This window comes from Kordia sp. (assembly GCF_965283645.1).
Classification (GTDB): Bacteria; Bacteroidota; Bacteroidia; order Flavobacteriales; family Flavobacteriaceae; genus Kordia.
On record NZ_CBDIPG010000001.1, the window covers coordinates 1,395,569 to 1,418,804 of the forward strand.

Consider the following 23,236-nt stretch of genomic DNA (forward strand, 5'->3'; position numbering starts at 1 on the left):
AAACAACTATTTGCGTGTTTTTTTAGTCTTTTTTTGTTATTTTTTTTACAATATTTTAATTTTCAAGAGACTACCTTTTATTCAGGGTATTCAATTCGTAAATGATAAATATTATTTAACTTCTTTTTTAGCACTTTTTTGATGGTTACAATTTCTTTTAAAGTAATATCCGCATTCATAAATTGCAATTCATCCATTTGCTTGTCAATGATACGTTCTACGAATTCATCAATTTTTTGTGATGTTGGTTCTTTCAAACTTTTTGAAGCCGCTTCCACCGAATCTGCCATCATTAAAATTGCCGTTTCTTTTGAAAATGGAATCGGTCCAGGATACTGAAATTTCTCAATAGCAACATTTTCATCCAATTCTTTAGCCTTTTTATAAAAATAATATACGGTTGATGTTCCATGATGTGTTCGTATGAAATCAATGATACGATCTGGCAATTTGTTACTTTTCGCTATTTCAATGCCATCCAACACATGATCAATAATCATGGTAGCACTTTCGTCAGGCGCTAATTCGTCATGCGGATTTACAGAAGTTGCCTGATTTTCAATAAAAAATGTCGGATTGTTCATTTTACCAATATCATGATACAACGCTCCTACTCTGACCAACATCGTGTTTGCGCCTATTTCACTTGCCGCGGCTTCCGCCAGATTTGCCACTTGAAGCGAATGATGAAACGTACCTGGCGCTTCGTTAGCGAGTCGTTTCAAGAGTTTAGAATTTGTATCCGACAATTCTAACAACGATACATCTGACACCAATCCAAAAATCTTTTCGTAGATGTAAATTAAAGGTTGTACAAACAATGTTGCCAATCCACATAACATAAACTGCATGAAATAAATCCAAGTTACATGAACATTTCCTAATTCATTTTTACTAAATACTTCTGAAAATTTTATTCCACCTTCATGTGTGATGTAGAATGCAAAATACGCCACTATATAGATTAATGTGATCTGTCCGACAGAAATGAAGAGATTCGCGCGCTTATATAGCTCAGAAACCGTTAAAATCGTTACGATACCAGCAATTATTTGTAAAAAGATATATTCTGAACTGTTTGGTACAATAAAGCCTAGCAATAAAACTGTTAATACATGTGCAAATAACCCTAAACGTGCATCAAAAAATGCTTTTAAAATGAGCGGAAGAATACATAATGGTACAACATATACATAGTTTGCGTTATACTTTACCACTAAAGTTGTCAACACAATCATAAACACAATATTCATGAAAATAAAAGTCACTTTATTATTATTTTCATAGATATCAGGACGGTATTTTCGAATGAACAATAACAACATCAATAATGCTAAAGCCACTAAAATTGTATAACCAAAGACTATCCAATTGTAATTTGATTCATTCCAAACTTGTGATTCGTATTCTTTTTTGAGCGAGTTTAACTGTGCTAATTTTTCTCCTTCTACAACTTCTCCTTTTGCAATAATTCGAATACCTTCTTGAATGTTTCCAAGTGTAGGCGCAATTGTGCTTAATTCTTGCGAAAGCACACTATTTGTCATTTCAGTATTGACAGAAATATTAGGTTCTACAACATCAAAAAACAAACTATATAACTGCGTTTCGTAATTTTCTAACAATTCTTGCTGTACAAAATCACTAATATAATTTTGGAGATTATTTAGTTTGATGAATTTATTATAACTAACATTTAGTGGTTCATTATCTTGAATTAAAAAAACTAGTTTGTCCGTTTTAGAATCATCTGCAGTTGCTATAACTCCATTTTTGTAAAAACTGGATAATAACTGATTTGCTTTGGATTTTAACCTAGAAAATGCTCGTGACTCAATAACACTATCATTGGCAAAAAGTTCATTAAATTCTTCATTAAAATCCTTTTTTACACGTTTTACAACAGCTTCATCGTAGTAATAATATGTTTTTGCATTCGCGATAATAGCTGCTCTATCAGCTTCAATATCTTCAGGACTTTTCAGGACAGGAAAATCAAAAGGAGCAATTAAGGTTTCATACTGCCAAGGTTTCCCTTTTTGAAACTCATATTGAAACTTTCCGCCTTTTGGAAAAAGATATACAACCAAAAAAGTCGTGAGTATATATAAAAAGGTTTTATAGACTAACGATTGGTTCTTATATAACTTATTGATGAGTTGCTTCATTAAACGAATATATGGTAATATTTAAAAGTAATAAAATTAAGCATGCTTATTATCGCTTAAATTGATAATTTATAGGGATATCTTCTAAAAAATAATTAAATTCGCAACAATTAAACTTTAAGCAAAAATCATGAGTAAAGAAGTTGTTATTGTAGCAGCTGCAAGAACTCCAATCGGAAGTTTTTTAGGCGCTTTATCCACTATACCAGCTCCAAAGTTAGGAGCAACTGCCATAAAAGGTGCATTAGCACAGATAAATTTGGCTCCAGAACATGTTCAAGAAGTGATCATGGGAAATGTTGTGCAAGCTGGAACAGGACAAGCTCCTGCTAGACAAGCCGCTATTTTCGCTGGAATTCCAGATACAGTTCCATGTACGACTATAAATAAAGTATGTGCTTCAGGAATGAAAGCCGTAATGCAAGCCGCACAAGCAATTGCATTGGGTGATGCAACTATTGTTGTTGCCGGAGGAATGGAAAACATGAGTTTAATTCCACATTATTATCACGCAAGAACAGCAACTAAGTTTGGACCTGCTACGATGGAGGACGGAATGCAAAAAGACGGATTGGTAGATGTGTATAATAATGTAGCTATGGGAGTTTGTGCAGATGCCTGTGCAACTGAATATAACTTTTCAAGAGAAGACCAAGATGCATTTGCAATTCAGTCGTACGAACGTTCAGCGAAAGCTTGGGCTGCAGGAAAATTTGCAAATGAAGTTGTTCCTGTGGAAGTGCCACAACGACGTGGAGAACCTGTTATTGTAAGTGAAGATGAAGAATACAAGAATGTAAAGATGGAAAAAATTCCTGCTTTGCGTGCCGCATTTACAAAAGACGGAACCGTTACTGCCGCAAATGCTTCTACTATTAATGATGGTGCTGGAGCAATGGTATTAATGAGTGCTGAAAAAGCTACCGAATTAGGTTTAACGCCTTTAGCAACTATAAAAAGCTATGCAGATGCCGCTCACGAGCCAAAATGGTTTACAACTGCGCCTGCAAAAGCACTACCGAAAGCATTAGCAAAAGCCAACATTAATATTGAAGATATTGAGTATTTCGAATTTAATGAAGCATTTTCAGTTGTTGGATTGGCAAATATGAAGATTCTTGGGCTAACTGATAAAAACGTAAACGTAAACGGTGGCGCTGTTTCTTTAGGACATCCATTAGGTTGTTCAGGAGTTCGTATCTTAATTACGTTATTGAATGTTTTAGAACAGAATAATGCAAAATTAGGAGCGGCGGCTATTTGTAATGGTGGCGGTGGCGCTTCTGCGTTAGTACTAGAAAGAGCTTAATATTTTCAATCTAAAAATTACCCGAATTTAATACATGCAATACGGAATTTGCAATTTGAGTATTGTTCCGCTTCGTGCTGAACCAAGTGATACAAGTGAACTCGTGTCACAAGTTTTGTATGGAGAACATTTTAAAGTGTTAGAAAAACGCAAAAAATGGAGTCGCATTCGTATTGCATATGATAAGTATGAAGGCTGGATTGATAATAAACAGTATTTAGAAGTTTCTGAAGATATTTATAAAGAGAAAAATAAAGAAGAATTAAAGTTATCTTCTGATTTGGTCGAATTTATTACTGATGAAAAACTTTTGATGCCAATTCCTATTGGTGCCGTTTTGAATTCGTTGTCATTACTTTCACATCAATATGATGGAAACATTGTAAGTGGAATTCTTCCAAAAGAGAATATTGTAAAAACTTCCTATATGTATTTGGGCGCACCGTATTTATGGGGCGGAAAAACACCTTTCGGGATTGATTGTTCAGGTTTTACACAAATGGTGTACAAGTTGAACGGTTACAAACTTTTGCGTGATGCTTCACAACAAGCAACACAAGGTGAAGCGTTGAGTTTTATTGAAGAAAGTGAACCGGGCGATTTAGCATTTTTTGATAATGAAGAAGGAACTATTATTCACGTAGGAATCATTATGGAAGATAATTACATCATTCATGCACATGGAAAAGTTCGCATTGATCGTATTGATCATTCAGGAATTTTTAATGTAGAAACCAATCGTCATACACATAGACTTCGTGTTATTAAGAAGATTATTTAAATAAAAACATACAGTATTATAAAAAGAGGTTGTCTAAAAAAGTCGTTATTCCGAATGAAATAAGCAATCTTTAAAATTTAAGTTATTGATTAACAGATTACTTCGAGATTAAAAATTTCTCGTAATGACAGTATTAGTAGCTTTTTAGACAACCTCTTTTTTATAAGCTTAGAACAACTACTTACGTCTTTCCAGTTAAAAAATTGATTACCAACAGAGTTCACTCTAATTGTTTGTGACTGATTTACCAATCGTTTTTTTGAATGATTTCAGACAAATATTCCAATTCGCTTTCCCATAAATCAGCTGAACTCATTTGCTCTCGAAATTGCAAGATTATGCTTTTAGCATTTACCACAGCATCTTTGTACCAAGGAAATTCTTGAGTCGTGGATATTAATTTCGCAATTGCTTTTAGATTTTGATCATTTTCTATGAGCCAAAAGGCATGTTGACTTCTAAAAAATGGACAATGATAAAATTCTGCTGCCGCCTTGTTCCAAGTAGTTTCATCAGTTGCTGTATTTGATAACAATCCAACAGCATATACCGACGAATTGAGAATGTCGTTACTATACTCTATTATTTCAATAATATTGATTTCATCTTTGTTCCAATCTTTCAATGTACTACTCTTTAAAATAGCTTGATAGATTTCATGGGCTTCATCATGTTTATTCGTCATATGCAAAGAATCAGCCAAAGCAATTTGAGCTTTTTTATTTTCGCTATTTAGATTGATTGCTTTTTGAGCTAATTCAATACTTTTGTCATAATTAGACAGGAAGAAATGACATTTTGATAAAGAAGCTAATATTTCATCATTTTTGAGATCATCTTCAGAGATGTACTTTTCACTAAACATGAGCGCTTTTTCTGGATATCTATCAATGACGAATCTTTCTATAATTTGTTCTTTTGGTATGTTACTTAGATATATTTCATCAAGTGCCGAAAATATGACACTTCTTCTGTCCCAAACAGATTGAATCGTTTTCCATTCGTTATACGTTCCTTCAAAAGCAAACGAAGGTGGAATTACATTTCCTTTTTTATCTTTAAATTCATAATCAACCTTACCATCTGTAACGCCTATGTATCTTTTTAGGGCATCGTCAAAATCTGAAGTAAATTCCTTGTCTTCAATTATTTTTTTTCTTCCAAATAAGTTTCCAAACATTCGTTTTCTGTTTTATTATGCTACGTTTATTCTTTGTGAGATATGTAGCAATTAAATTTCAATATTCTCAAGTATTTTGTAACGAAAATATATTTTTTCTTCTATTTAAGAAACTATTTAAAACAAAAAACCTCGCGAATTGCGAGGTTTTATATGATATATGGTTAGAAAATTATTGTCCTAACTGAGTCAATTTTGCCTTTACAGCTTTCATCTTAGCATCTTCTCCTAAGAAAGAGTATAAACCTTTTAGTTGTTTTAAGATTTGTACATTATCAGGAACTTTTACAGAAAGCGCTTCCAATACTTTTAACGCTTCTTTATACAATGCTGTTTGCTGTGCTTGTAACTCGTCAAACTTTTTATTGTCAGCAGTTGAGTTTCCTAATTTATTCATCTTGTCTACTACATCTGCGGCTTCATCAATGTATGTTTTTGATAAGTTGATTCCTGCATTTGTGTATCCTGGATCAATTTGCAATACTCTAACATATGCTTTTCTAGCTTCTTCAAGTTCACCATTTTCAGCACTAATTACTCCAATGTTGTAATGCGAATCTGCATCATTAGGGTTTTTAGTAATGATTTCTTGCATGATTTCTTTGAACTTATCTTTTTTACCTTGATCGTAATAGATTTTACCTTTTGCTAATAATAAAGATGCATCATCTGGATTTGCGGCAATTGCTTCATCAACAGCAACCAATGCTTTTTCGTTATCTCCAATATGATTTGAGTAAATCCAAGAAATATTTTTGATGATTTCTGGCAATCTAGATTTCGTTTTCTTTTCAGAAGCATCTTTGTGCGTTCCACCTTTAATAGAAAAATCTCTTACTGTTTTTTCAGGAAAAGCTTCTTTTTTACCTGTTGCAACATTAACTGCATAGTACTCCGTTTTTACACCTGTATAATTCAAATCTTTCAATTCTTCATAATACTTTAATGCTTTGTCATAGTCTTTTCCAGTAATTGAGTTTGAAGCTGCAAAGTATAAGTAATCTTTGTTTGACGGCTCCATTTGATACGTTGCATATAATATGTCAGCGGCTTTGTTATAATCCTTCGCTTTTTGAGCTACGATTGCATTATCAACCAACTTACCAATCATTTCTTGCAATAATGGTTGCGTATCTTTGGTGTAATTAAATTTATTTTGTTCTTTTTCGAACGCAAGTAATTTTCTAAAGTTTTCGCTTGCTGTTTTAAAAGAATTTTCAGCGTCCATTCCTTTTTTGGCTAACTCAAAGTATGTTTTCCCTTTTAAGAAATAGTATTGTGCTTTGTATTTAGCGTCAGCACTTTCGATTAAAGATTCAACACTTGCAATTGCGGCTTTCGCTTCTACAGTGTTTCCTTTTTTTAATGCTTTCTCAGCGGTTCTTAATTCTTTCTTTTGTGCAAAAGTAAATGCGGTAATTAATAATGCTGCGAAAATTGAAATTGTCTTCTTCATTTTTCTAATGTTTAAAATAATTTGAGAGTTTGTTATTATTATTCTTGTGTTTCGTTGTCACTACTATCATCTGTATCAACAGCTGTGCCATTCTCTGTAGCATCAGTGTTTTCAGCACCTTCAACTCCTTCTAGACCATCAACAATATCTTCTTCTTCCTCTTCATTCATTACTTTAGCTACTGCTGCAATTGAATCTTTTCCTTTAATGTTGATTAATCGAACTCCTTGTGTAGCACGTCCCATAACTCTTAAATCTGAAACAGCCATACGAATTGCAATTCCCGATTTGTTAATGATCATTAAGCCATCTTCATCAGTTACGTTTTTAATCGCAACCAATTCTCCCGTTTTATCTGTTACAGAAATAGTTTTCACTCCTTTTCCTCCACGGTTGGTAATTCTGTAATCTTCTAAACTAGATCGTTTACCATATCCATTTTCAGAAACCACTAAGATGTTACTTTCCATATCGTTAACAGCAACCATTCCTACGACTTCATCACTTTCGCTAGCAAGTCTGATTCCACGAACACCAGAAGCATTTCTTCCCATTGGACGTGTTTTCTCTTCTTCAAATCGGATTGCCTTCCCAGATTTTACAGCTAACATTACCTGACTGTTTCCAGTTGTTAATTTTGCTTCTAGTAATTCGTCTCCGTCTTTAATCGTAATTGCATTGATACCATTGGTACGCGGACGTGAATATTGCTCTAAAGGTGTCTTTTTTACTTGCCCTTTTTTCGTAGCCATAATCACATAATGATTATTGATATATTCTTCGTCTTTTAAGTTTTGCGTACAGATAAATGCTTTTACTTTATCTTCTTTTTCAATATTGATTAAATTCTGAATTGCTCTTCCTTTTGATGCTTTACTTCCTTCAGGAATTTCATATACACGCATCCAGAAACATTTTCCTTGCTGTGTAAAGAATAACATGTATTGGTGATTGGTTCCAACGAAAAGATGCTCTAAGAAATCTTCATTTCGAGTTGCACTTCCTTTTTGTCCAACGCCACCTCTGTTTTGTTTTTTGTATTCTGTTAACGAAGTACGCTTGATGTATCCAGCATGTGAAATTGTAATAACTACTTTTTCATCCGGAATTAAATCTTCAATACTTACATCTCCACCAGCATATTCTATTAAAGAACGTCTTTCATCACCATATTTATCTTTGATAACCGTAAGTTCATCTTTGATGATGTCCATTCTTCTTGACTTGTTTGCCAAAATATCACGATAATCTTCAATGCTTTTCATGATGTCGTCATACTCAGCACGCAACTTGTCTTGTTCCAGACCTGTTAACTGACGTAATCGCATTTCCACAATCGCTTTGGCTTGAATTTCCGTCAATTCAAAACGCTTGATTAAGTTGTTACGAGCATCTTCCGCATTTTGCGAACCTCTAATAATAGCAATTACCTCATCAATATTGTCAGAGGCAATAATTAAACCTTCTAAAATGTGCGCGCGTTCTTCTGCCTTTCGCAGTTCGTATTCTGTTCTACGTGTTACTACTTCGTGTCTGTGCTCAACAAAATAGTGAATCATTTCTTTCAGATTCAATAATCGTGGACGTCCATGAACTAATGCAATATTATTTACACTAAACGAAGATTGTAGTGCAGTATACTTGTATAATTTATTTAATACAATATTTGGAATTGCATCACGCTTTAAAATATATACGATACGCATTCCTTTTCTATCCGATTCATCACGAATTGTAGAAATACCATCTATCTTTTTATCATTGATCAAGTCAGCAGTTTTCTTAATCATATCTGCTTTATTTACTTGATACGGGATTTCAGTTACAATGATACATTCTCTACCTTGCACTTCTTCCATTGTAGCTTTTCCGCGCATGACAACTTTTCCACGCCCTGTTTTAAACGCTTCACGAACACCATCATATCCATAGATGATTCCACCTGTTGGAAAATCGGGTGCTTTTACATGCTGAATTAACTCATCAATTTCTATATCAGTATTATCAATATATGCATGAATTCCGTCAATTACTTCAGATAAGTTGTGTGGTGGCATGTTTGTAGCCATACCAACGGCAATACCAGATGCTCCATTAATTAACAAACCAGGAACACGTGTTGGTAAAACGGTTGGTTCTTTTAAAGTATCATCAAAATTTAATGAATGATCTACGGTATCTTTGTCAATATCTGCCAACATGTCGTCAGATATCTTACGCATTCTTGCTTCCGTATAACGCATTGCTGCAGGACTATCACCATCAATAGATCCGAAGTTACCTTGTCCATCTACAAGCATGTAACGCAAACTCCATTCTTGCGCCATACGAACCATTGCGTCGTATACAGAGGTATCACCATGTGGGTGATACTTACCTAATACTTCTCCAACAATTCTTGCAGATTTCTTATGAGCTGAACCAGATCTTACTCCGAGTTCATGCATTCCAAATAGTACTCTACGATGCACGGGTTTCATACCGTCTCTAACATCTGGAAGTGCACGTGACACAATGACTGACATCGAGTAATCGATGTAAGCAGACTTCATCTCATCTTCAATATTAATAGGGATTAATTTTTCTCCTTCTGCCATGTATTTTATGTTTTAATATTTCGAGTTTTACAAATCGGGTCAATATACAACATTTGCTAGTATTCAGCGAGGATTTACTGAAGCATTTTAACGTTTTTTTATTAACAATTTTTAATAAGTTTTTTTGATAATTTAATATTATAATTTTTGAATTCGCTGTTTTTTTTCGTCTATTAGCTTTGACAACCTTCTATGACGGAACAATTTTTGTATTATTCGTTCCGAAGTATTAATTTTAATGTCGAAAGGAAACAAGATTTATGGATGATAATTTCTCCCCAAGAGTAAAAGATGTAATCGCCTACAGTAAAGAGGAAGCATTGCGTTTAGGCCATGATTTCATTGGTACTGAACATTTAATGCTAGGACTTCTTAGAGATGGTAATGGTAAAGCTATTAATATTTTGAATGCATTAGATGTCGATTTGACACATTTGCGCAGAAAAGTAGAAATACTGAGCCCAGCAAACCCAAATGTGGCAGTCGCACCAAACGAAAAGCGAAACCTACACTTAACTCGACAAGCCGAAAGAGCGCTGAAAACTACATTTTTAGAAGCAAAACTTTTTCAAAGTTCTTCTATCAATACCGCACACTTATTATTGTGCATTTTAAGAAATGAAAATGATCCTACTACAAAGCTTTTAAATAAGCTAAAAGTGGATTATGATAACGTTAAAGAGCAATTTAAATATATGATAACAAATGATGACGATTATATAGACACTCCACGCGCAAACTCCGACTATGATGAAAATAGCGGATCGCAAGAGCCTTCAAAGGAAAATCCGTTTGGATCTTCTAATACTGGAGGAAAAGTAAATAAAAAATCAAAAACCCCTGTACTCGATAATTTTGGACGCGATCTTACTGCTTTGGCAGAAGAAGGAAAACTCGATCCTGTCGTAGGACGCGAGAAAGAAATTGAGCGTGTTTCGCAAATATTAAGTAGACGTAAAAAGAACAATCCAATATTAATTGGAGAACCTGGCGTTGGTAAATCTGCCATTGCTGAAGGATTGGCCAATAGAATTGTAAAACGTAAAGTATCACGGATTCTCTTTAACAAACGTGTTGTTACATTAGATTTGGCAAGTTTGGTTGCTGGAACGAAATACAGAGGTCAGTTTGAAGAACGCATGAAGGCCGTTATGAACGAACTAGAGAAGAATGACGACATTATTCTTTTCATTGATGAAATTCATACCATTGTTGGTGCTGGTGGCGCTACTGGAAGTTTAGATGCTTCCAATATGTTTAAACCTGCGTTAGCCAGAGGCGAACTGCAATGTATTGGTGCAACCACGTTAGACGAATACAGACAACATATTGAAAAAGATGGTGCGTTAGAAAGACGTTTCCAAAAAGTAGTTGTACAACCAACTACAGTTGATGAAACCATTGAAATTTTAGAGAACATTAAAGATAAATACGAAGAACATCACAATGTAAGTTACACGCCAGAAGCGATTAGAGCTTGTGTTACGTTAACAAATAGATACATGAGCGATCGTTTCCTTCCAGACAAAGCTATTGACGCATTGGACGAAGCAGGATCAAGAGTTCATATCACAAATATTGATGTTCCCAAGCAAATTCTCGATTTAGAGCGTCAGCTAGAAGAAGTTCGTGAAAATAAAAATTCTGTCGTTAAAAAACAGAAATATGAAGAAGCGGCAAAATTAAGAGACGACGAAAAACGTCTTGAAAAAGAACTAGCCATTTCGCAAGAAAAGTGGGAAGAAGAATCTAAACAACACAAAGAAACTGTAAGTGAAGACAATGTAGCTGATGTCGTTTCAATGATGACTGGAATTCCTGTAAATAGAATTGCACAAACCGAAAGCAACAAATTGGCACAACTTCCTGAATTAATCAAAGGAAAAGTAATTGGTCAAGATGAAGCCGTTGGAAAAGTGGTAAAAGCGATTCAGCGTAACCGTGCTGGACTTAAAGATCCGAATAAGCCAATTGGGTCATTTATCTTTTTAGGGCAAACTGGAGTTGGTAAAACGCAATTAGCGAAGGTATTAGCGCGTGAACTTTTTGATTCAGAAGAAACACTGATCAGAATTGACATGAGTGAATACATGGAAAAATTTGCGATTTCTCGTTTGGTTGGAGCGCCTCCAGGATACGTTGGGTATGAAGAAGGTGGACAATTAACCGAAAAGGTTCGTAGAAAACCATATGCTGTTGTATTGCTTGATGAAGTTGAAAAAGCGCATCCAGATGTCTTCAATATGTTATTACAAGTATTAGATGATGGATATTTAACAGATAGCTTGGGAAGAAAAATTGATTTCAGAAACACAATCATCATTATGACATCAAATATTGGTGCGCGTAAGTTAAAAGATTTTGGTGCTGGTGTTGGTTTTGGTACAAATGCTAAGAAAACACAAGCAGACGATCACGCAAGAGGTGTGATTGAAAATGCCTTGAAAAAAGCATTTGCTCCTGAATTCCTAAACAGAATTGATGATGTTGTAATCTTCAATGCACTTGAGCGTGAGCATATTCACAAAATTATTGATATCGAAATTGCGAAGTTGTACGCTAGAATTGAAGATTTAGGATACGATTTATTATTAAGCGACAAAGCAAAAGATTATATCGCTGATAAAGGTTTTGACAAACAATACGGAGCAAGACCACTAAAAAGAGCAATTCAGAAATATGTAGAAGATGCATTAGCTGAAGAAATAATTACCTCAAAAATTCATGAAGGTGACAAAATTTTCATGGACTTAGATGGTAAAACTGATGAGTTAACTATTAAGATTGAAAAAGCAGAAAAGCCTACCGAATCTTAATAATAAAACTTTTAAAATAATTATAAAATCCTGTTTTTTTTAAAAGCAGGATTTTTCTTTTCTCTACTTTTGTGTTCTTTACGGATAAAATAGGTTGTTTATCTAAAATATTCTTAAAGTATCTCAAAATCAAAAAGATACTGTAAGTATACAAGTAATTTAGCCGTCTAATAAAAATAAACTACCCTACATAATGCAGATTGCTGGAAAACAATTAAGAGATATTTACAATTTCGATGGCGGAAAATTATATGTATATAATGATTTGGTTATTGGAGAAGTTTTTGAAGGTGTTCATGTATCAGTAGGCGAAACGCTATCTTTTTTTGAATTCTTTCAAGAAAATTTCAAAATTCCTTACGGATATATTTCGTATCGTAAAAACTCCTACTCTATTGATCCGCAAGTTTATAAACTACTTCCTAATAATAGTTTGTTAAAAGGAATTGCAATTGTTTCTGATGACAAATTTTCTTCTTTAAGCGCGCACATAGAAAAAAACTTTTTCAACGGACGCTATGAATTGTTCACTACACTTGACGCCGCTGTAAATTGGTTAGACAAAATTATTCCATTAGAAGAACATAATCTAAGCACAAAAAAAGATACACTTTAAAAGCTAAAAATAGCACGTACAATTTTTCAAAAATTTTGCTTCTTAACAAATAGTATGTAGTTCATCTATTTTATTCTCGTTTTAAAATAAAAAAAGGTATCTTTAATAAAAGCGTCAACAGTGCAATTAGCTAACGAACATAAAAATTCTCACATCAAGAAGTACATACTGAGTATTGGAGAAATCAAAATCTATGAAGATTATATGGTTGCCCAATTAAACGAAGGCATTACGTTGAATATTGAAACGGTACACGAAATTATATTAATTGCAGAAAAACACTTTCCAAAAAAACCATTTGCATACATTACCGTTCGCAAGCATTCATATGCGGTTGACCCGATGTTGTATTTAAAAGTATTTGAAATTGAAAACTTAAAAGCAATTGCAATTGTTTCAAGCAAATTTATTGACAATCATAATGTCAAAATTGAAAAGCACTTTTTCAATAAACCTATGAGCATTTTTAAAACAATTCTTGAGGCAATTACTTGGGCAAAAACTTACTTATAGCCTTTTATATTGAATGCTAAATTTTGAATTTTGAATTGCTTCATTCCCAAAACACACAACACACAACCCACAACCCATAACTCACAACCCACAACCCACAACCCACAACTGATAATAAACTACTCAAACAAAATCTCATTTTCAATCACCATATTTTGCAAAAACGATATTGTATCTTTAATTGCTATATGTAATTCTCTATCTTCATCAACAAAAGGAACTTCTTCACGATATAGTAATAAATACGTTTCGATGAATTCTGAACTTTTCAAAGGCGCTCTAAACACCAATGCCTGCGAAGCATTCAACAATTCAATTGCCAACACACGCTCAACATTATCAATTACTTTCTTAGCTTTTGTTGCCGCATTTGCGCCCATACTAACATGATCTTCTTGTCCGTTAGATGATACAATAGAATCAATACTTGCCGGTGTTGCAAATTGCTTATTTTGACTTACAATACTTGCTGCAGTATATTGTGGAATCATAAAACCAGAATTCAATCCAGGATTATTTACAAGGAAATCTGGTAAATCGCGCAAGCCTGAAACCAACTGAAATGTTCTACGTTCCGAAATATTTCCAAGTTCAGCTACTGCAATTGCCAAATAATCAAGTGCCAACGCCAACGGTTGTCCGTGAAAATTTCCACCTGAAATAATTACATCTTCTTCAATAAAAATATTTGGATTATCGGTTACCGAATTAATCTCAGTTTCAAATGTTTTTTTAATAAATGCCAACGTATCTTTTGTGGCTCCATGTACTTGTGGCACACATCGAAACGAATATGGATCTTGTACATGTTTCTTTTCTTTCGAAATTAATTGGCTTCCAGCTACAAATTCTTGAACTCGTTTTGCTGTTTTCAGTTGTCCATTGTGTGGACGAATCAGATGAATTAAATCATTAAAAGGTTCCAAACGCCCATCAAAAGCTTCCAACGAAATTGCCGCAAAAAAGTCTGCAAAATACGATAGTTTGTAGGCTTTTAACAACGTATGAACTCCATACGCGCTCATAAACTGCGTTCCGTTTAGCAAAGCCAATCCTTCTTTTGCTTTCAATTCAATTGGTTCCCAATTAAACTCCTTCAAAATTTCTGACGTAGGCACTTCTTTTCCTTTATAATACACACTTCCTTTTCCTAAAAGTGGTAATGACAAATGTGCCAAAGGTGCTAAATCGCCTGAAGCACCAAGTGAACCTTGCTCAAAAACAACAGGTAAAATATCATTATTATAAAAATCAATCAAACGTTGCACCGTAGCTAATTGTACACCAGAATGTCCGTAACTCAACGATTGCACTTTTAACAATAACATCAACTTTATAATCTCTTTTGAAACACGATCGCCTGTTCCACAAGCGTGCGACATTACAAGGTTTTCTTGTAATTTAGAAAGGTGTTCATCTGAAATTTTTACATTGCACAACGATCCAAAACCTGTATTAATACCGTAAATTGGTGTTTTTTGATCTTTCAATCGCTGTTCCAAATATTCACGACATGCAACGATTTTATTTACCGAAGATGCTGCTAGAGAAAGTGTTGCATTAGACAGTAACAATTCCTTAATTATTGTAATATCAAGTAATTGAGAACTTATTTCGTGTATCATGTTAAAAATGCTATAAAATTTAATTCAAAAGTGAAAATTCAAATCATATAATCCAAATAATTGTCAATAATTTATTAATTAAAAAAAGAATCGTTTAAATTTGAATAAACAAACTTTGAAAAAATGAAAAAAATACTGCTATTAATTACAGCTTTCGCAATCTTTTCTTGTGAAAAAGAACCGGAAGCTCCAAAAGATTATGTAACGCTATCTGGAAAAATTGAAAACAAAAACAGTGACTCACTTGTTGTTCGAAGCAGAACATACTCAAAAACGATAAAAGTCAATGAAGATGGTACGTTCAAAGATACTTTAAAAGTTGCTAATGGTATGTATAATCTATTTGACGGAAAAGAAAGCACGAACATTTATCTAGAAAATGACTTTGATTTAAATGTTACGTTAGACACGAAAATGTTTGATGAAACTGTAAAATATACTGGTAAAGGCGCTGTACATAGTAATTTCCTTGCGGAAGAATCGTTACTGCAGGAAAAAATGCTAGATATAGAAATGTTATCAAGTCTTGATTCGCTAGGCTTAGAAAAGGAAATCGAAAACATGTCTAAAAAACTGAACGATTTCTACAACTCAAAAACGGAAGTTGACAGCACAATTATTGCCGCTAAGGTAAAAGATATTGAGCCAATGTTAAAATTCTACAAACAATTTGCAGGAGAAGCAATCACGCTTAGAAGAAAATTTCCACGTGGAGCACCTTCACCAACATTTGATTATGAAAATCACAAAGGAGGAAAAACTTCTTTAGCCGATTTAAAAGGAAAATACGTATATATTGATGTGTGGGCAACTTGGTGTGGACCTTGTATTGCCGAAATTCCTTCTTTAAAAAAGGTTGAAAAACAATACCATGGTAAAAATATTGAATTTGTTTCCATTTCCATAGATACGCCAAAAGCATACGAAACTTGGAAAAAAATGGTAACTGACAAAGACTTAGGTGGTACACAACTAATTGCGGATGATGCTAAAGAAAAAGAAAGTTTCATTAATTTATATAAGATTTCTTCAATTCCAAGATTTATCTTAATTGATCCTAATGGAAATGTTACAAGTGCTGATGCGCCAAGACCTTCTAGTCCAAAGCTAATTGAACTATTCAACGAACTGAAAATATAATTCTCACCAAACTTTACATAATGAAAAAACTCCTCATACTAATCACTGTACTAGCAATTTTCTCCTGTAAAACGGAGCCAAAAGTAGACTATGTGTTGCTTTCTGGAAAAATTGAAAACCCAAAAAGTGATAAAATAAATATTTCTGGAAACGATTTTAAACATGAAATTGCAATCAATGAAGATGGCTCATTTGCTGATACACTTCGTATTGAAAATGAAGGATATTATTCGTTCATTCATGGTAGAGATCGTACTTCATTATATACACAAGCAGGTGACGAATTAAAAGTTACGCTAGATGCTGCAAAGTTTGATGAAACAATTACATATGAAGGAAAAGACGCTGATAAAAATAATTATATCGCCGCTAAATTTCTAGCAAATGAAGATTTTGATTTTCAGAAAGTGTATGCTAAAGAAGAGGCTGACTTCCTAAAAACTATTGGAGACGCAAAAACCAAAAAGGAAGAAGCGTTAACCAATACAAAAGGATTAAGTGCTGATTTCGTGGCTACTGAAAAAGAAAATATCAACTATGAATATTTAGCAAATCTTGCAAGATATCCTAACTATCATCCATACTTTGCTAAAAAAACAGACTTCAAACCTTCTGAAACGCTATTAGATGATTTAAAAAATATAAACTATGATGACGCAAAAGCTTTTGATTTATATGACTCTTATAAAGAAATTGCTACAAGTCATTATATGAAAAAAATATATGAAGATTCATTAATGACTTCAAGTATTGATTTGGTAAAAGGACTAAAATCACAAAACATCAAAAATGAATTGGCGACTCAAATGGCGTATATGTTAACGCCTTCAAACGAGAATTCTGAAAAATTATACAATGCTTTACAGACAATTTCTGACAAGGATGATTTCCAAAAAGAATTGACTAAAAAGTATAACAAAATAAAAAATTTAGTAGCTGGAAAAGAATCGCCAAAGTTTGACTATGAAAATCATAAAGGTGGAAAAACTAAATTGGATGATTTAAAAGGAAAGTATGTATATATCGATGTGTGGGCAACTTGGTGTGGACCATGTTTGGGAGAAATTCCTTCATTAAAGAAAGTTGAAGCAGAATACCATGACAAAAACATAGAGTTTGTTTCTGTATCAATTGACACCGAGAAAGCCTATAAAGCTTGGAAAGAAATGGTAACTGAAAAAGAATTAGGTGGCGTACAAGTAATTGCTGACAATGCTTGGAAATCTAAATTTGTTACAGATTATGCAATTGAAGGTATTCCTAGATTTATCTTAATTGATCCAGAAGGGAAAATTGTAAATGCTGATGCACCAAGACCTTCCGATCCAAAACTAATTGCACTTTTTGACGAATTGAAAATATAAACTCATTCGTATTCAACATAAAAAAAAGCGCTTTGAAAATATTCAAGGCGCTTTTTTTATTATTTAGCTTCTTCCTGTTTCGGTTCTTCTGGTTTTTTAAACAAATCCAGATATGCTTCACCAATATGAGCTACAATATCACTAGCCGTTAATGCCTGATATCCTAATCCTGTTAACGCAATATCTCCAGCTTTTCCATGTAAATACACTCCAAAAATTGATGCCGTAATTGGATCATAACCTTGTGCTAACAAACCTGTAAGCATTCCCGTTAACACGTCGCCACTTCCTGCAGTTGCCATTCCTGGATTTCCAGTATTATTTATATATAAAGAATTATCGTAAATCGTAATTGTATTTGCGCCTTTTATGATTAAAACGATATCATACTTTTTTGCGAATGCTTTTGACTTTTCTAACTTATCAAAATCATCAGACCACTTCCCTATCAAACGTTCCAATTCTTTTGGATGCGGCGTTAAAATTGACTTTGCAGGAACTAATTTTAACATGGTTTTGTTTGTTGCTAAAATATTTAATGCGTCTGCATCAATAATCAATGGTTTTTTGTTTGTCTTCAAAAATGCTTTCAACGCATTAACGGTTACAGCATCTGTTCCCATACCAACGCCCATTCCAATAACTGTTGGATCAATATCATATTTTATTTTAGTGATATTTTTCTCACCTTCATCACAAACCACCATTGCTTCCGCTAAAGCTGTTTGTAAAATAGGATATCCACATTCAGGAATATACGCTGTAACCAATCCTGTTCCAACACGTAAACATGCTTCACTTGCCAACGTTACTGCGCCCATTTTACCAAAACTTCCGCCCATAATCATACTATGTCCGTATGTTCCTTTGTGTGCATATTTCTCTCTAGGAATATATAATGGTAATACTTCAAATGTATCAATCAACTGAACTTCTGTATCAGTCGTTTGTAAATATTCTTGATCAAGTCCAACATCTAACGCTTCCCATTGTTGCATATACACGCCTGTTTCTGGTAAAAAGAAACTCAATTTTGGTGCTTGTCCTGTTAATGTAAAATTACTTTCAATCACTGCTTCTTTATCTTCAGGAGCATGATTTGGATACAATCCGGAAGGAACATCTAACGAAACCGTATAAGCATCGGAAGCATTAATATATTTAATTAAAGTCTTTACCCAATCTGATGTTTCACGATTCAATCCAATTCCAAAAATAGCATCTACAATAATATCATCTTTATGCATTTCTGGAAAATCTTCTCCCGAACTCAACAAACGCGGCCAGACTTTAAATTCTTTAATTCGATCATAATTAATTAAAAAATCTTTGGTACGCTTATCGCTGAAATTTACAACGTACGTATGTACATTATAACCGTGGTGCAACAATTGTCTTCCTAACACCAATCCTAAACCGCCATTATTTCCAATTCCGCTGTAAATATGAATTGGTACTTGCGCGCCTTGCATGTGCGCGTGAAACCAATTAAAAATTTGAGTTCCTGCAAATTCTAGCAAGTCATTAGAGCTAATTTGATTTTTTTCAATAGTAGTAGTAATCGCTTCGTAGATTTGAGCCGCTGAATATATCTTCATGTAATAAGTTTATTAAAGCAAAGATTACACTTTTCATGAAATCACTTGCAATTTACTATGCTTTTTTAGTGCATTTTTAAAAAAAAGGCATTTTCACTACACATACGTGAAAAATGATTTTATAATTTGTTAATGGTCATAAAAGTAATACATTTGAATAACATCATACTATAAAATATGTGCTTAGTAGCAAACAATATTACTTTCTTTAATTGCTTTACAGTAACTACTACAACTGTAACAATTTCTACTAGAACCCCTTTTGGGGTTTAGCTATATAGTATCCGTTAGGTGTTTATTTACACAATTTTAGTATAAAAAATTCTATATAAACACTTCTCTCAATTTTCAAAATAACCATATCAACATAATACCATGAACGTACTAAAATTTGGCGGTACTTCTGTCGCCAATGCACAAAACATAAGTCAAGTCATCGATATTATATCGAAAACTTCTCAAGATAAAAAAGTTGCCATTGTTGTTTCTGCTTTTGGAAACACAACAAATATGTTACTAAAAACTGCCGAACTTGCCGCAATAAAAGACGAACATTACAAATCGTTGTTGCAAGAAATCGAAAACAGACACATGCAAGTCGTAAAAGATTTGATTCCTGTTACGGCACAAAGCGCCATTATAAGTCATACAAAGCGACTTCTAAACTATCTTGAAACTTTGTATGAAGGTTGCTTTTTATTGAGTGAGTTAACGCCTAAAACACTAGCTACAATTGCTAGTTTTGGAGAATTATTATCTTCTTACATTATTTCAGAAGTTATGAAATTTCGTGAATTGGATAGTATATACAAAGACAGTCGCGAATTAATCATCACTTCCGAAAGCTATGAAAATGCACAAGTAGAAATGAGCATTACGGCTAAAAACTGTGTAGATTTCTTCACTGAAAATAAACATCAAATTGTCATCTTACCTGGGTTTATTGCAGAAACAGAAAATGGACAAACAACAACGTTAGGTCGCGGTGGTTCAGACTATACAGCGGCTATCATTGCCGCCGCAGTAGACGCTTCACAATTACAAATTTGGACAGATGTTAGCGGAATGTACACTTCCAATCCACGAATTGTAAAACAAGCAACTCCAATTCCACACATATCGTATCAAGAAGCAATGGAATTATCGCACTTTGGTGCAAAAGTGATTTATCCACCAACAATTCAACCAGTACTAGAAAAAGAAATTCCTATTCTAATCAAAAACACGTTCAGACCAGAAGATTCAGGAACACTAATTACAAAAGAACCTAACGAAAAACAACAAGCTGTAAAAGGAATCAGTTACATTGAAAACATTTCACTACTAACGCTAGAAGGAAGTGGAATGATTGGAATTCCAGGATTCTCAAAACGATTATTTGAAACTTTATTAGCGCAAAAAATAAACATAGTACTAATTACGCAAGCTTCTTCGGAACATTCAATTTGTATCGGAATTAACGACAAAGAAGCATCCAAAGCAAAAATAGCCATCGACGAAACATTTGCATATGAAATTGCTTCTGGAAAAGTAGACCCAATATTAGTTGAACAACAATTGGCTATTTTAGCACTTGTTGGTGAAAACATGAAAAATCATCAAGGATTAAGTGGTAAAATGTTTAGTACGCTTGGACGAAATAATGTAAATATTAGAGCAATTGCACAAGGCGCTTCTGAAAAAAATATATCAGCTGTTATAAACAGTGATGATGCAAAAAAAGCACTAAATGCACTTCATGAAGAATTCTTTGAAGAAAAAATAAAACAACTCAATCTATTTGTAATCGGTGTTGGAAATGTTGGCGAACGTTTCTTAGCGCAATTACACCAACAAAATGATTTTCTGTTAGAACAATTAAAATTAAACATAAGAGTTATTGGTGTTTCCAACTCCAGAACGATGGCGTTCAACGCAGAAGGAATTGACTTAACAACTTGGAAAAATACGCTTGCTGAAGGTGAAGAAGCAAGTTTAGAAGATTTTCATAAAATGACAAAATCACTGAATCTTCGCAATAGTATATGTATAGATATTACAGCAAGTGAAACGGTTTCAAACGTATATGAACACTATTTACGAAACAATATTGCTGTGGTTACGTGTAACAAAATTGCCTGTGCTTCTCAATATGAAAACTATCAAAACTTAAAACGTATTTCCAGAAAATACAATGCGCCATTTTTATTTGAAACAAATGTTGGTGCAGGATTACCAATCATTGACACGCTCAAAAACTTAATTGCTTCTGGTGACAGAATGCACAAAATTCAAGCAGTATTATCAGGTAGTTTAAATTTTGTCTTCAACAACTTTAGCAATGAAAACACATTCAAAGAAGTTGTCATACAAGCACAAAAAGAAGGGTATACGGAACCAGATCCAAAAATAGATTTAAGTGGTGTTGATGTGGCGCGAAAAATCTTAATTTTAGCACGTGAAAGTGGTTATATCCTAGAATTAGAAGATATACAAAACAATGCTTTCCTTCCGGAAGAAAGTTTAGCGACTACTACTAATGAGGATTTTTATGCATCGTTAGAAAAACATGAAGCGCATTTTCAGAACATTTACAAAGAAGCAAATGACAAAAATTGTCGTTTAAAATATGTGGCTACATTTGAAGGTGGAAAAGCGAAAGTTGGTTTGCAACACATTCCATCGGATCATCCATTTTACAATTTGGAAGGAAGTGACAACATTGTATTATTCTTTACAGATCGTTATGTAGCACAACCATTACAAGTAAAAGGCGCTGGCGCTGGTGCAGATGTAACGGCCTCAGGAATATTTGCAGATGTTATTAGAATTGGAAAGTTCTAATGAATTATAAATAAAAAACGTAAACGTCACTTCGAGTGAAATTCTGAAAGAATTTAGTATAGAGAAGTACTTGGAAATTGTTAGATAAAAAAGTTACTTTCTATCGTCTTTTCGAAAGTTTTAGAAAAACTTGTGGCAATCTGTTTCTTCAATGAACAGATTACTTCACTTTCGCTCGTAAAGACAACTATTTTTAAAATTGAAATAAAAAGTTCAAAAGCTAGAAAAAATGAACGAAATAAAAATATTCGCGCCAGCAACCATTGCAAATGTCTCTTGTGGATTTGATGTCCTCGGACTTTGCTTAGATACCGTTGGTGACGAAATGATCATTCGGAAAACTGCAGAAAAAGGTATCAAAATAACAAAACTTGTCGGGCAAGATTTACCATTAGAAACCGACAAAAATGTGGCTGGTGTTGCCGGATTAGCCATGTTAGAAAAACTAAACTTGAATCACGGTTTTGAAATTGAAATCTTTAAAAATATCAAAGCTGGAAGCGGAATTGGAAGCAGTGCCGCAAGTTCAGCTGGAACGGTTTGGGCAATGAATGAATTACTTGGAAAACCGTTTACACCAAAGGAGTTAGTACCTTTTGCCATGCAAGGTGAAAAACTAGCGAGTGGAACGGCACATGCAGACAATGTAGCGCCTGCCCTATTGGGTGGTTTTTCATTAGTGAGAAGTTACAAGCCGTTGGATATCATTAAAATTCCAACGCCAACTGAATTATATGCAACGGTCATTCATCCACAAATTGAAGTGAAAACATCCGATTCACGTTCAGTATTGAAGCAAACAATTTCACTTCAAAAATCAATTATACAAATTGGAAACTTAGGTGGTTTAATTAGCGGATTATACACTTCCGATTACGATTTAATAAGCAGATCGTTGCATGACGAAATTGTAGAACCATTGCGTTCCATATTAATTCCTGGATTCAAAGAAGTTAAAGAAAATGCAATCGTCTGTGGTGCTTTAGGTGCAGGAATTTCAGGTTCTGGCCCTTCCATATTCGCATTAAGCAAAGGAAAAGAAATGGCCGAAAAAGTAGCAAAAACGATGTCTGAAACTTATAAAAACCTACACATCGATTACGACATTCATGTATCAAAAATAAATACTGAAGGTTGTCGGGTTATTGGGTAACTTGAGTCTTGCATTTCGACTGTGCTCAATGTGACAAGTCTTGGGTTAAAATTTTAAATGTACAAGTATGAGCTTCTTGACGAAAGCTTATTATAAA

At 33.8% G+C, this 23,236-nt stretch carries 15 protein-coding genes; 9 read left to right on the top strand and 6 right to left on the bottom strand.

Annotated features, from left to right (window positions below; genetic code table 11):
* Positions 1 to 77: 77 nt before the first annotated feature.
* Positions 78 to 2,168 (bottom strand): HD family phosphohydrolase, encoded by a 2,091-nt coding sequence (locus ACQ654_RS05940; protein ID WP_430409406.1) that lies wholly within the window; start codon positions 2,166 to 2,168, stop codon positions 78 to 80.
* Positions 2,169 to 2,298: 130 nt separating this feature from the next.
* Between ACQ654_RS05940 and ACQ654_RS05945 the strand changes: the two genes are divergently transcribed.
* Together ACQ654_RS05945 and ACQ654_RS05950 are read left to right on the top strand one after the other, a co-directional pair.
* A complete protein-coding gene (locus ACQ654_RS05945; protein ID WP_430409407.1) occupies positions 2,299 to 3,477 on the top strand; it encodes an acetyl-CoA C-acyltransferase in 1,179 nt (392 codons plus the stop codon).
* Positions 3,478 to 3,511: 34 nt separating this feature from the next.
* Positions 3,512 to 4,258 carry an NlpC/P60 family protein gene (locus ACQ654_RS05950; RefSeq protein ID WP_430409408.1) on the top strand — a complete coding sequence of 249 codons (747 nt, stop codon included), beginning with the start codon at positions 3,512 to 3,514 and terminating at the stop codon, positions 4,256 to 4,258.
* A 244-nt stretch (positions 4,259 to 4,502) separates the two neighbouring features.
* Here ACQ654_RS05950 and ACQ654_RS05955 read toward each other — a convergent pair whose 3' ends face one another.
* The 3 genes from ACQ654_RS05955 to gyrA all read right to left on the bottom strand — a co-directional run bounded on the left by ACQ654_RS05955 (position 4,503) and on the right by gyrA (position 9,491).
* On the bottom strand, positions 4,503 to 5,438 hold the full coding sequence (locus tag ACQ654_RS05955; protein WP_430409409.1) for a tetratricopeptide repeat protein: 936 nt from the start codon (positions 5,436 to 5,438) through the stop codon (positions 4,503 to 4,505).
* Positions 5,439 to 5,610: 172 nt separating this feature from the next.
* The gene (locus tag ACQ654_RS05960) at positions 5,611 to 6,894 is read right to left on the bottom strand and encodes a tetratricopeptide repeat protein (RefSeq protein WP_430409410.1); all 1,284 of its coding nucleotides are present in this window, start codon (positions 6,892 to 6,894) and stop codon (positions 5,611 to 5,613) included.
* 38 nt (positions 6,895 to 6,932) lie between these two features.
* Positions 6,933 to 9,491, bottom strand: a complete 2,559-nt coding sequence (gyrA, locus tag ACQ654_RS05965) for a DNA gyrase subunit A (protein ID WP_430409412.1) — start codon at positions 9,489 to 9,491, stop codon at positions 6,933 to 6,935.
* A 260-nt stretch (positions 9,492 to 9,751) separates the two neighbouring features.
* On the opposite strand from gyrA, the gene ACQ654_RS05970 reads away from it, so the two are divergent.
* The 3 genes from ACQ654_RS05970 to ACQ654_RS05980 all read left to right on the top strand — a co-directional run bounded on the left by ACQ654_RS05970 (position 9,752) and on the right by ACQ654_RS05980 (position 13,436).
* Positions 9,752 to 12,307, top strand: a complete 2,556-nt coding sequence (locus ACQ654_RS05970) for an ATP-dependent Clp protease ATP-binding subunit (RefSeq protein WP_430409413.1) — start codon at positions 9,752 to 9,754, stop codon at positions 12,305 to 12,307.
* Between the two features lie 193 nt (positions 12,308 to 12,500).
* Complete coding sequence (locus ACQ654_RS05975) at positions 12,501 to 12,923, top strand: hypothetical protein (RefSeq protein WP_430409414.1); 423 nt, start codon at positions 12,501 to 12,503, stop codon at positions 12,921 to 12,923.
* Positions 12,924 to 13,043: 120 nt separating this feature from the next.
* Positions 13,044 to 13,436, top strand: coding sequence for an STAS/SEC14 domain-containing protein (locus tag ACQ654_RS05980; RefSeq protein WP_430409415.1), 393 nt, complete (start codon positions 13,044 to 13,046; stop codon positions 13,434 to 13,436).
* Between the two features lie 119 nt (positions 13,437 to 13,555).
* Here ACQ654_RS05980 and hutH read toward each other — a convergent pair whose 3' ends face one another.
* Positions 13,556 to 15,061, bottom strand: a complete 1,506-nt coding sequence (gene hutH, locus ACQ654_RS05985) for a histidine ammonia-lyase (RefSeq protein ID WP_430409416.1) — start codon at positions 15,059 to 15,061, stop codon at positions 13,556 to 13,558.
* Positions 15,062 to 15,184: 123 nt separating this feature from the next.
* On the opposite strand from hutH, the gene ACQ654_RS05990 reads away from it, so the two are divergent.
* Together ACQ654_RS05990 and ACQ654_RS05995 are read left to right on the top strand one after the other, a co-directional pair.
* Complete coding sequence (locus ACQ654_RS05990; protein ID WP_430409417.1) at positions 15,185 to 16,201, top strand: TlpA family protein disulfide reductase; 1,017 nt, start codon at positions 15,185 to 15,187, stop codon at positions 16,199 to 16,201.
* Positions 16,202 to 16,221: 20 nt separating this feature from the next.
* Positions 16,222 to 17,565, top strand: a complete 1,344-nt coding sequence (locus ACQ654_RS05995; protein WP_430409418.1) for a TlpA family protein disulfide reductase — start codon at positions 16,222 to 16,224, stop codon at positions 17,563 to 17,565.
* A gap of 59 nt (positions 17,566 to 17,624) precedes the next feature.
* Here the strand turns inward: ACQ654_RS05995 and ACQ654_RS06000 are convergent, their stop codons facing one another.
* Positions 17,625 to 19,163 carry an NAD(P)H-hydrate dehydratase gene (locus ACQ654_RS06000; protein WP_430409419.1) on the bottom strand — a complete coding sequence of 513 codons (1,539 nt, stop codon included), beginning with the start codon at positions 19,161 to 19,163 and terminating at the stop codon, positions 17,625 to 17,627.
* A 375-nt stretch (positions 19,164 to 19,538) separates the two neighbouring features.
* On the opposite strand from ACQ654_RS06000, the gene thrA reads away from it, so the two are divergent.
* On the top strand, positions 19,539 to 21,986 hold the full coding sequence (gene thrA / locus ACQ654_RS06005; protein WP_430409420.1) for a bifunctional aspartate kinase/homoserine dehydrogenase I: 2,448 nt from the start codon (positions 19,539 to 19,541) through the stop codon (positions 21,984 to 21,986).
* A 229-nt stretch (positions 21,987 to 22,215) separates the two neighbouring features.
* Complete coding sequence (locus ACQ654_RS06010; RefSeq protein ID WP_430409421.1) at positions 22,216 to 23,139, top strand: homoserine kinase; 924 nt, start codon at positions 22,216 to 22,218, stop codon at positions 23,137 to 23,139.
* Positions 23,140 to 23,236: the final 97 nt, after the last annotated feature.

Bases quoted from the DNA above. Each gene is read 5' to 3' on its own strand.
- ACQ654_RS05940 (WP_430409406.1), bottom strand. From the start codon at position 2,168: ATGAAGCAACTCATCAATAAGTTATATAAGAACCAATCGTTAGTCTAT.
- ACQ654_RS05945 (WP_430409407.1), top strand. From the start codon at position 2,299: ATGAGTAAAGAAGTTGTTATTGTAGCAGCTGCAAGAACTCCAATCGGA.
- ACQ654_RS05950 (WP_430409408.1), top strand. From the start codon at position 3,512: ATGCAATACGGAATTTGCAATTTGAGTATTGTTCCGCTTCGTGCTGAA.
- ACQ654_RS05955 (WP_430409409.1), bottom strand. From the start codon at position 5,438: ATGTTTGGAAACTTATTTGGAAGAAAAAAAATAATTGAAGACAAGGAA.
- ACQ654_RS05960 (WP_430409410.1), bottom strand. From the start codon at position 6,894: ATGAAGAAGACAATTTCAATTTTCGCAGCATTATTAATTACCGCATTT.
- gyrA (WP_430409412.1), bottom strand. From the start codon at position 9,491: ATGGCAGAAGGAGAAAAATTAATCCCTATTAATATTGAAGATGAGATG.
- ACQ654_RS05970 (WP_430409413.1), top strand. From the start codon at position 9,752: ATGGATGATAATTTCTCCCCAAGAGTAAAAGATGTAATCGCCTACAGT.
- ACQ654_RS05975 (WP_430409414.1), top strand. From the start codon at position 12,501: ATGCAGATTGCTGGAAAACAATTAAGAGATATTTACAATTTCGATGGC.
- hutH (WP_430409416.1), bottom strand. From the start codon at position 15,061: ATGATACACGAAATAAGTTCTCAATTACTTGATATTACAATAATTAAG.
- ACQ654_RS05990 (WP_430409417.1), top strand. From the start codon at position 15,185: ATGAAAAAAATACTGCTATTAATTACAGCTTTCGCAATCTTTTCTTGT.
- ACQ654_RS05995 (WP_430409418.1), top strand. From the start codon at position 16,222: ATGAAAAAACTCCTCATACTAATCACTGTACTAGCAATTTTCTCCTGT.
- ACQ654_RS06000 (WP_430409419.1), bottom strand. From the start codon at position 19,163: ATGAAGATATATTCAGCGGCTCAAATCTACGAAGCGATTACTACTACT.
- thrA (WP_430409420.1), top strand. From the start codon at position 19,539: ATGAACGTACTAAAATTTGGCGGTACTTCTGTCGCCAATGCACAAAAC.
- ACQ654_RS06010 (WP_430409421.1), top strand. From the start codon at position 22,216: ATGAACGAAATAAAAATATTCGCGCCAGCAACCATTGCAAATGTCTCT.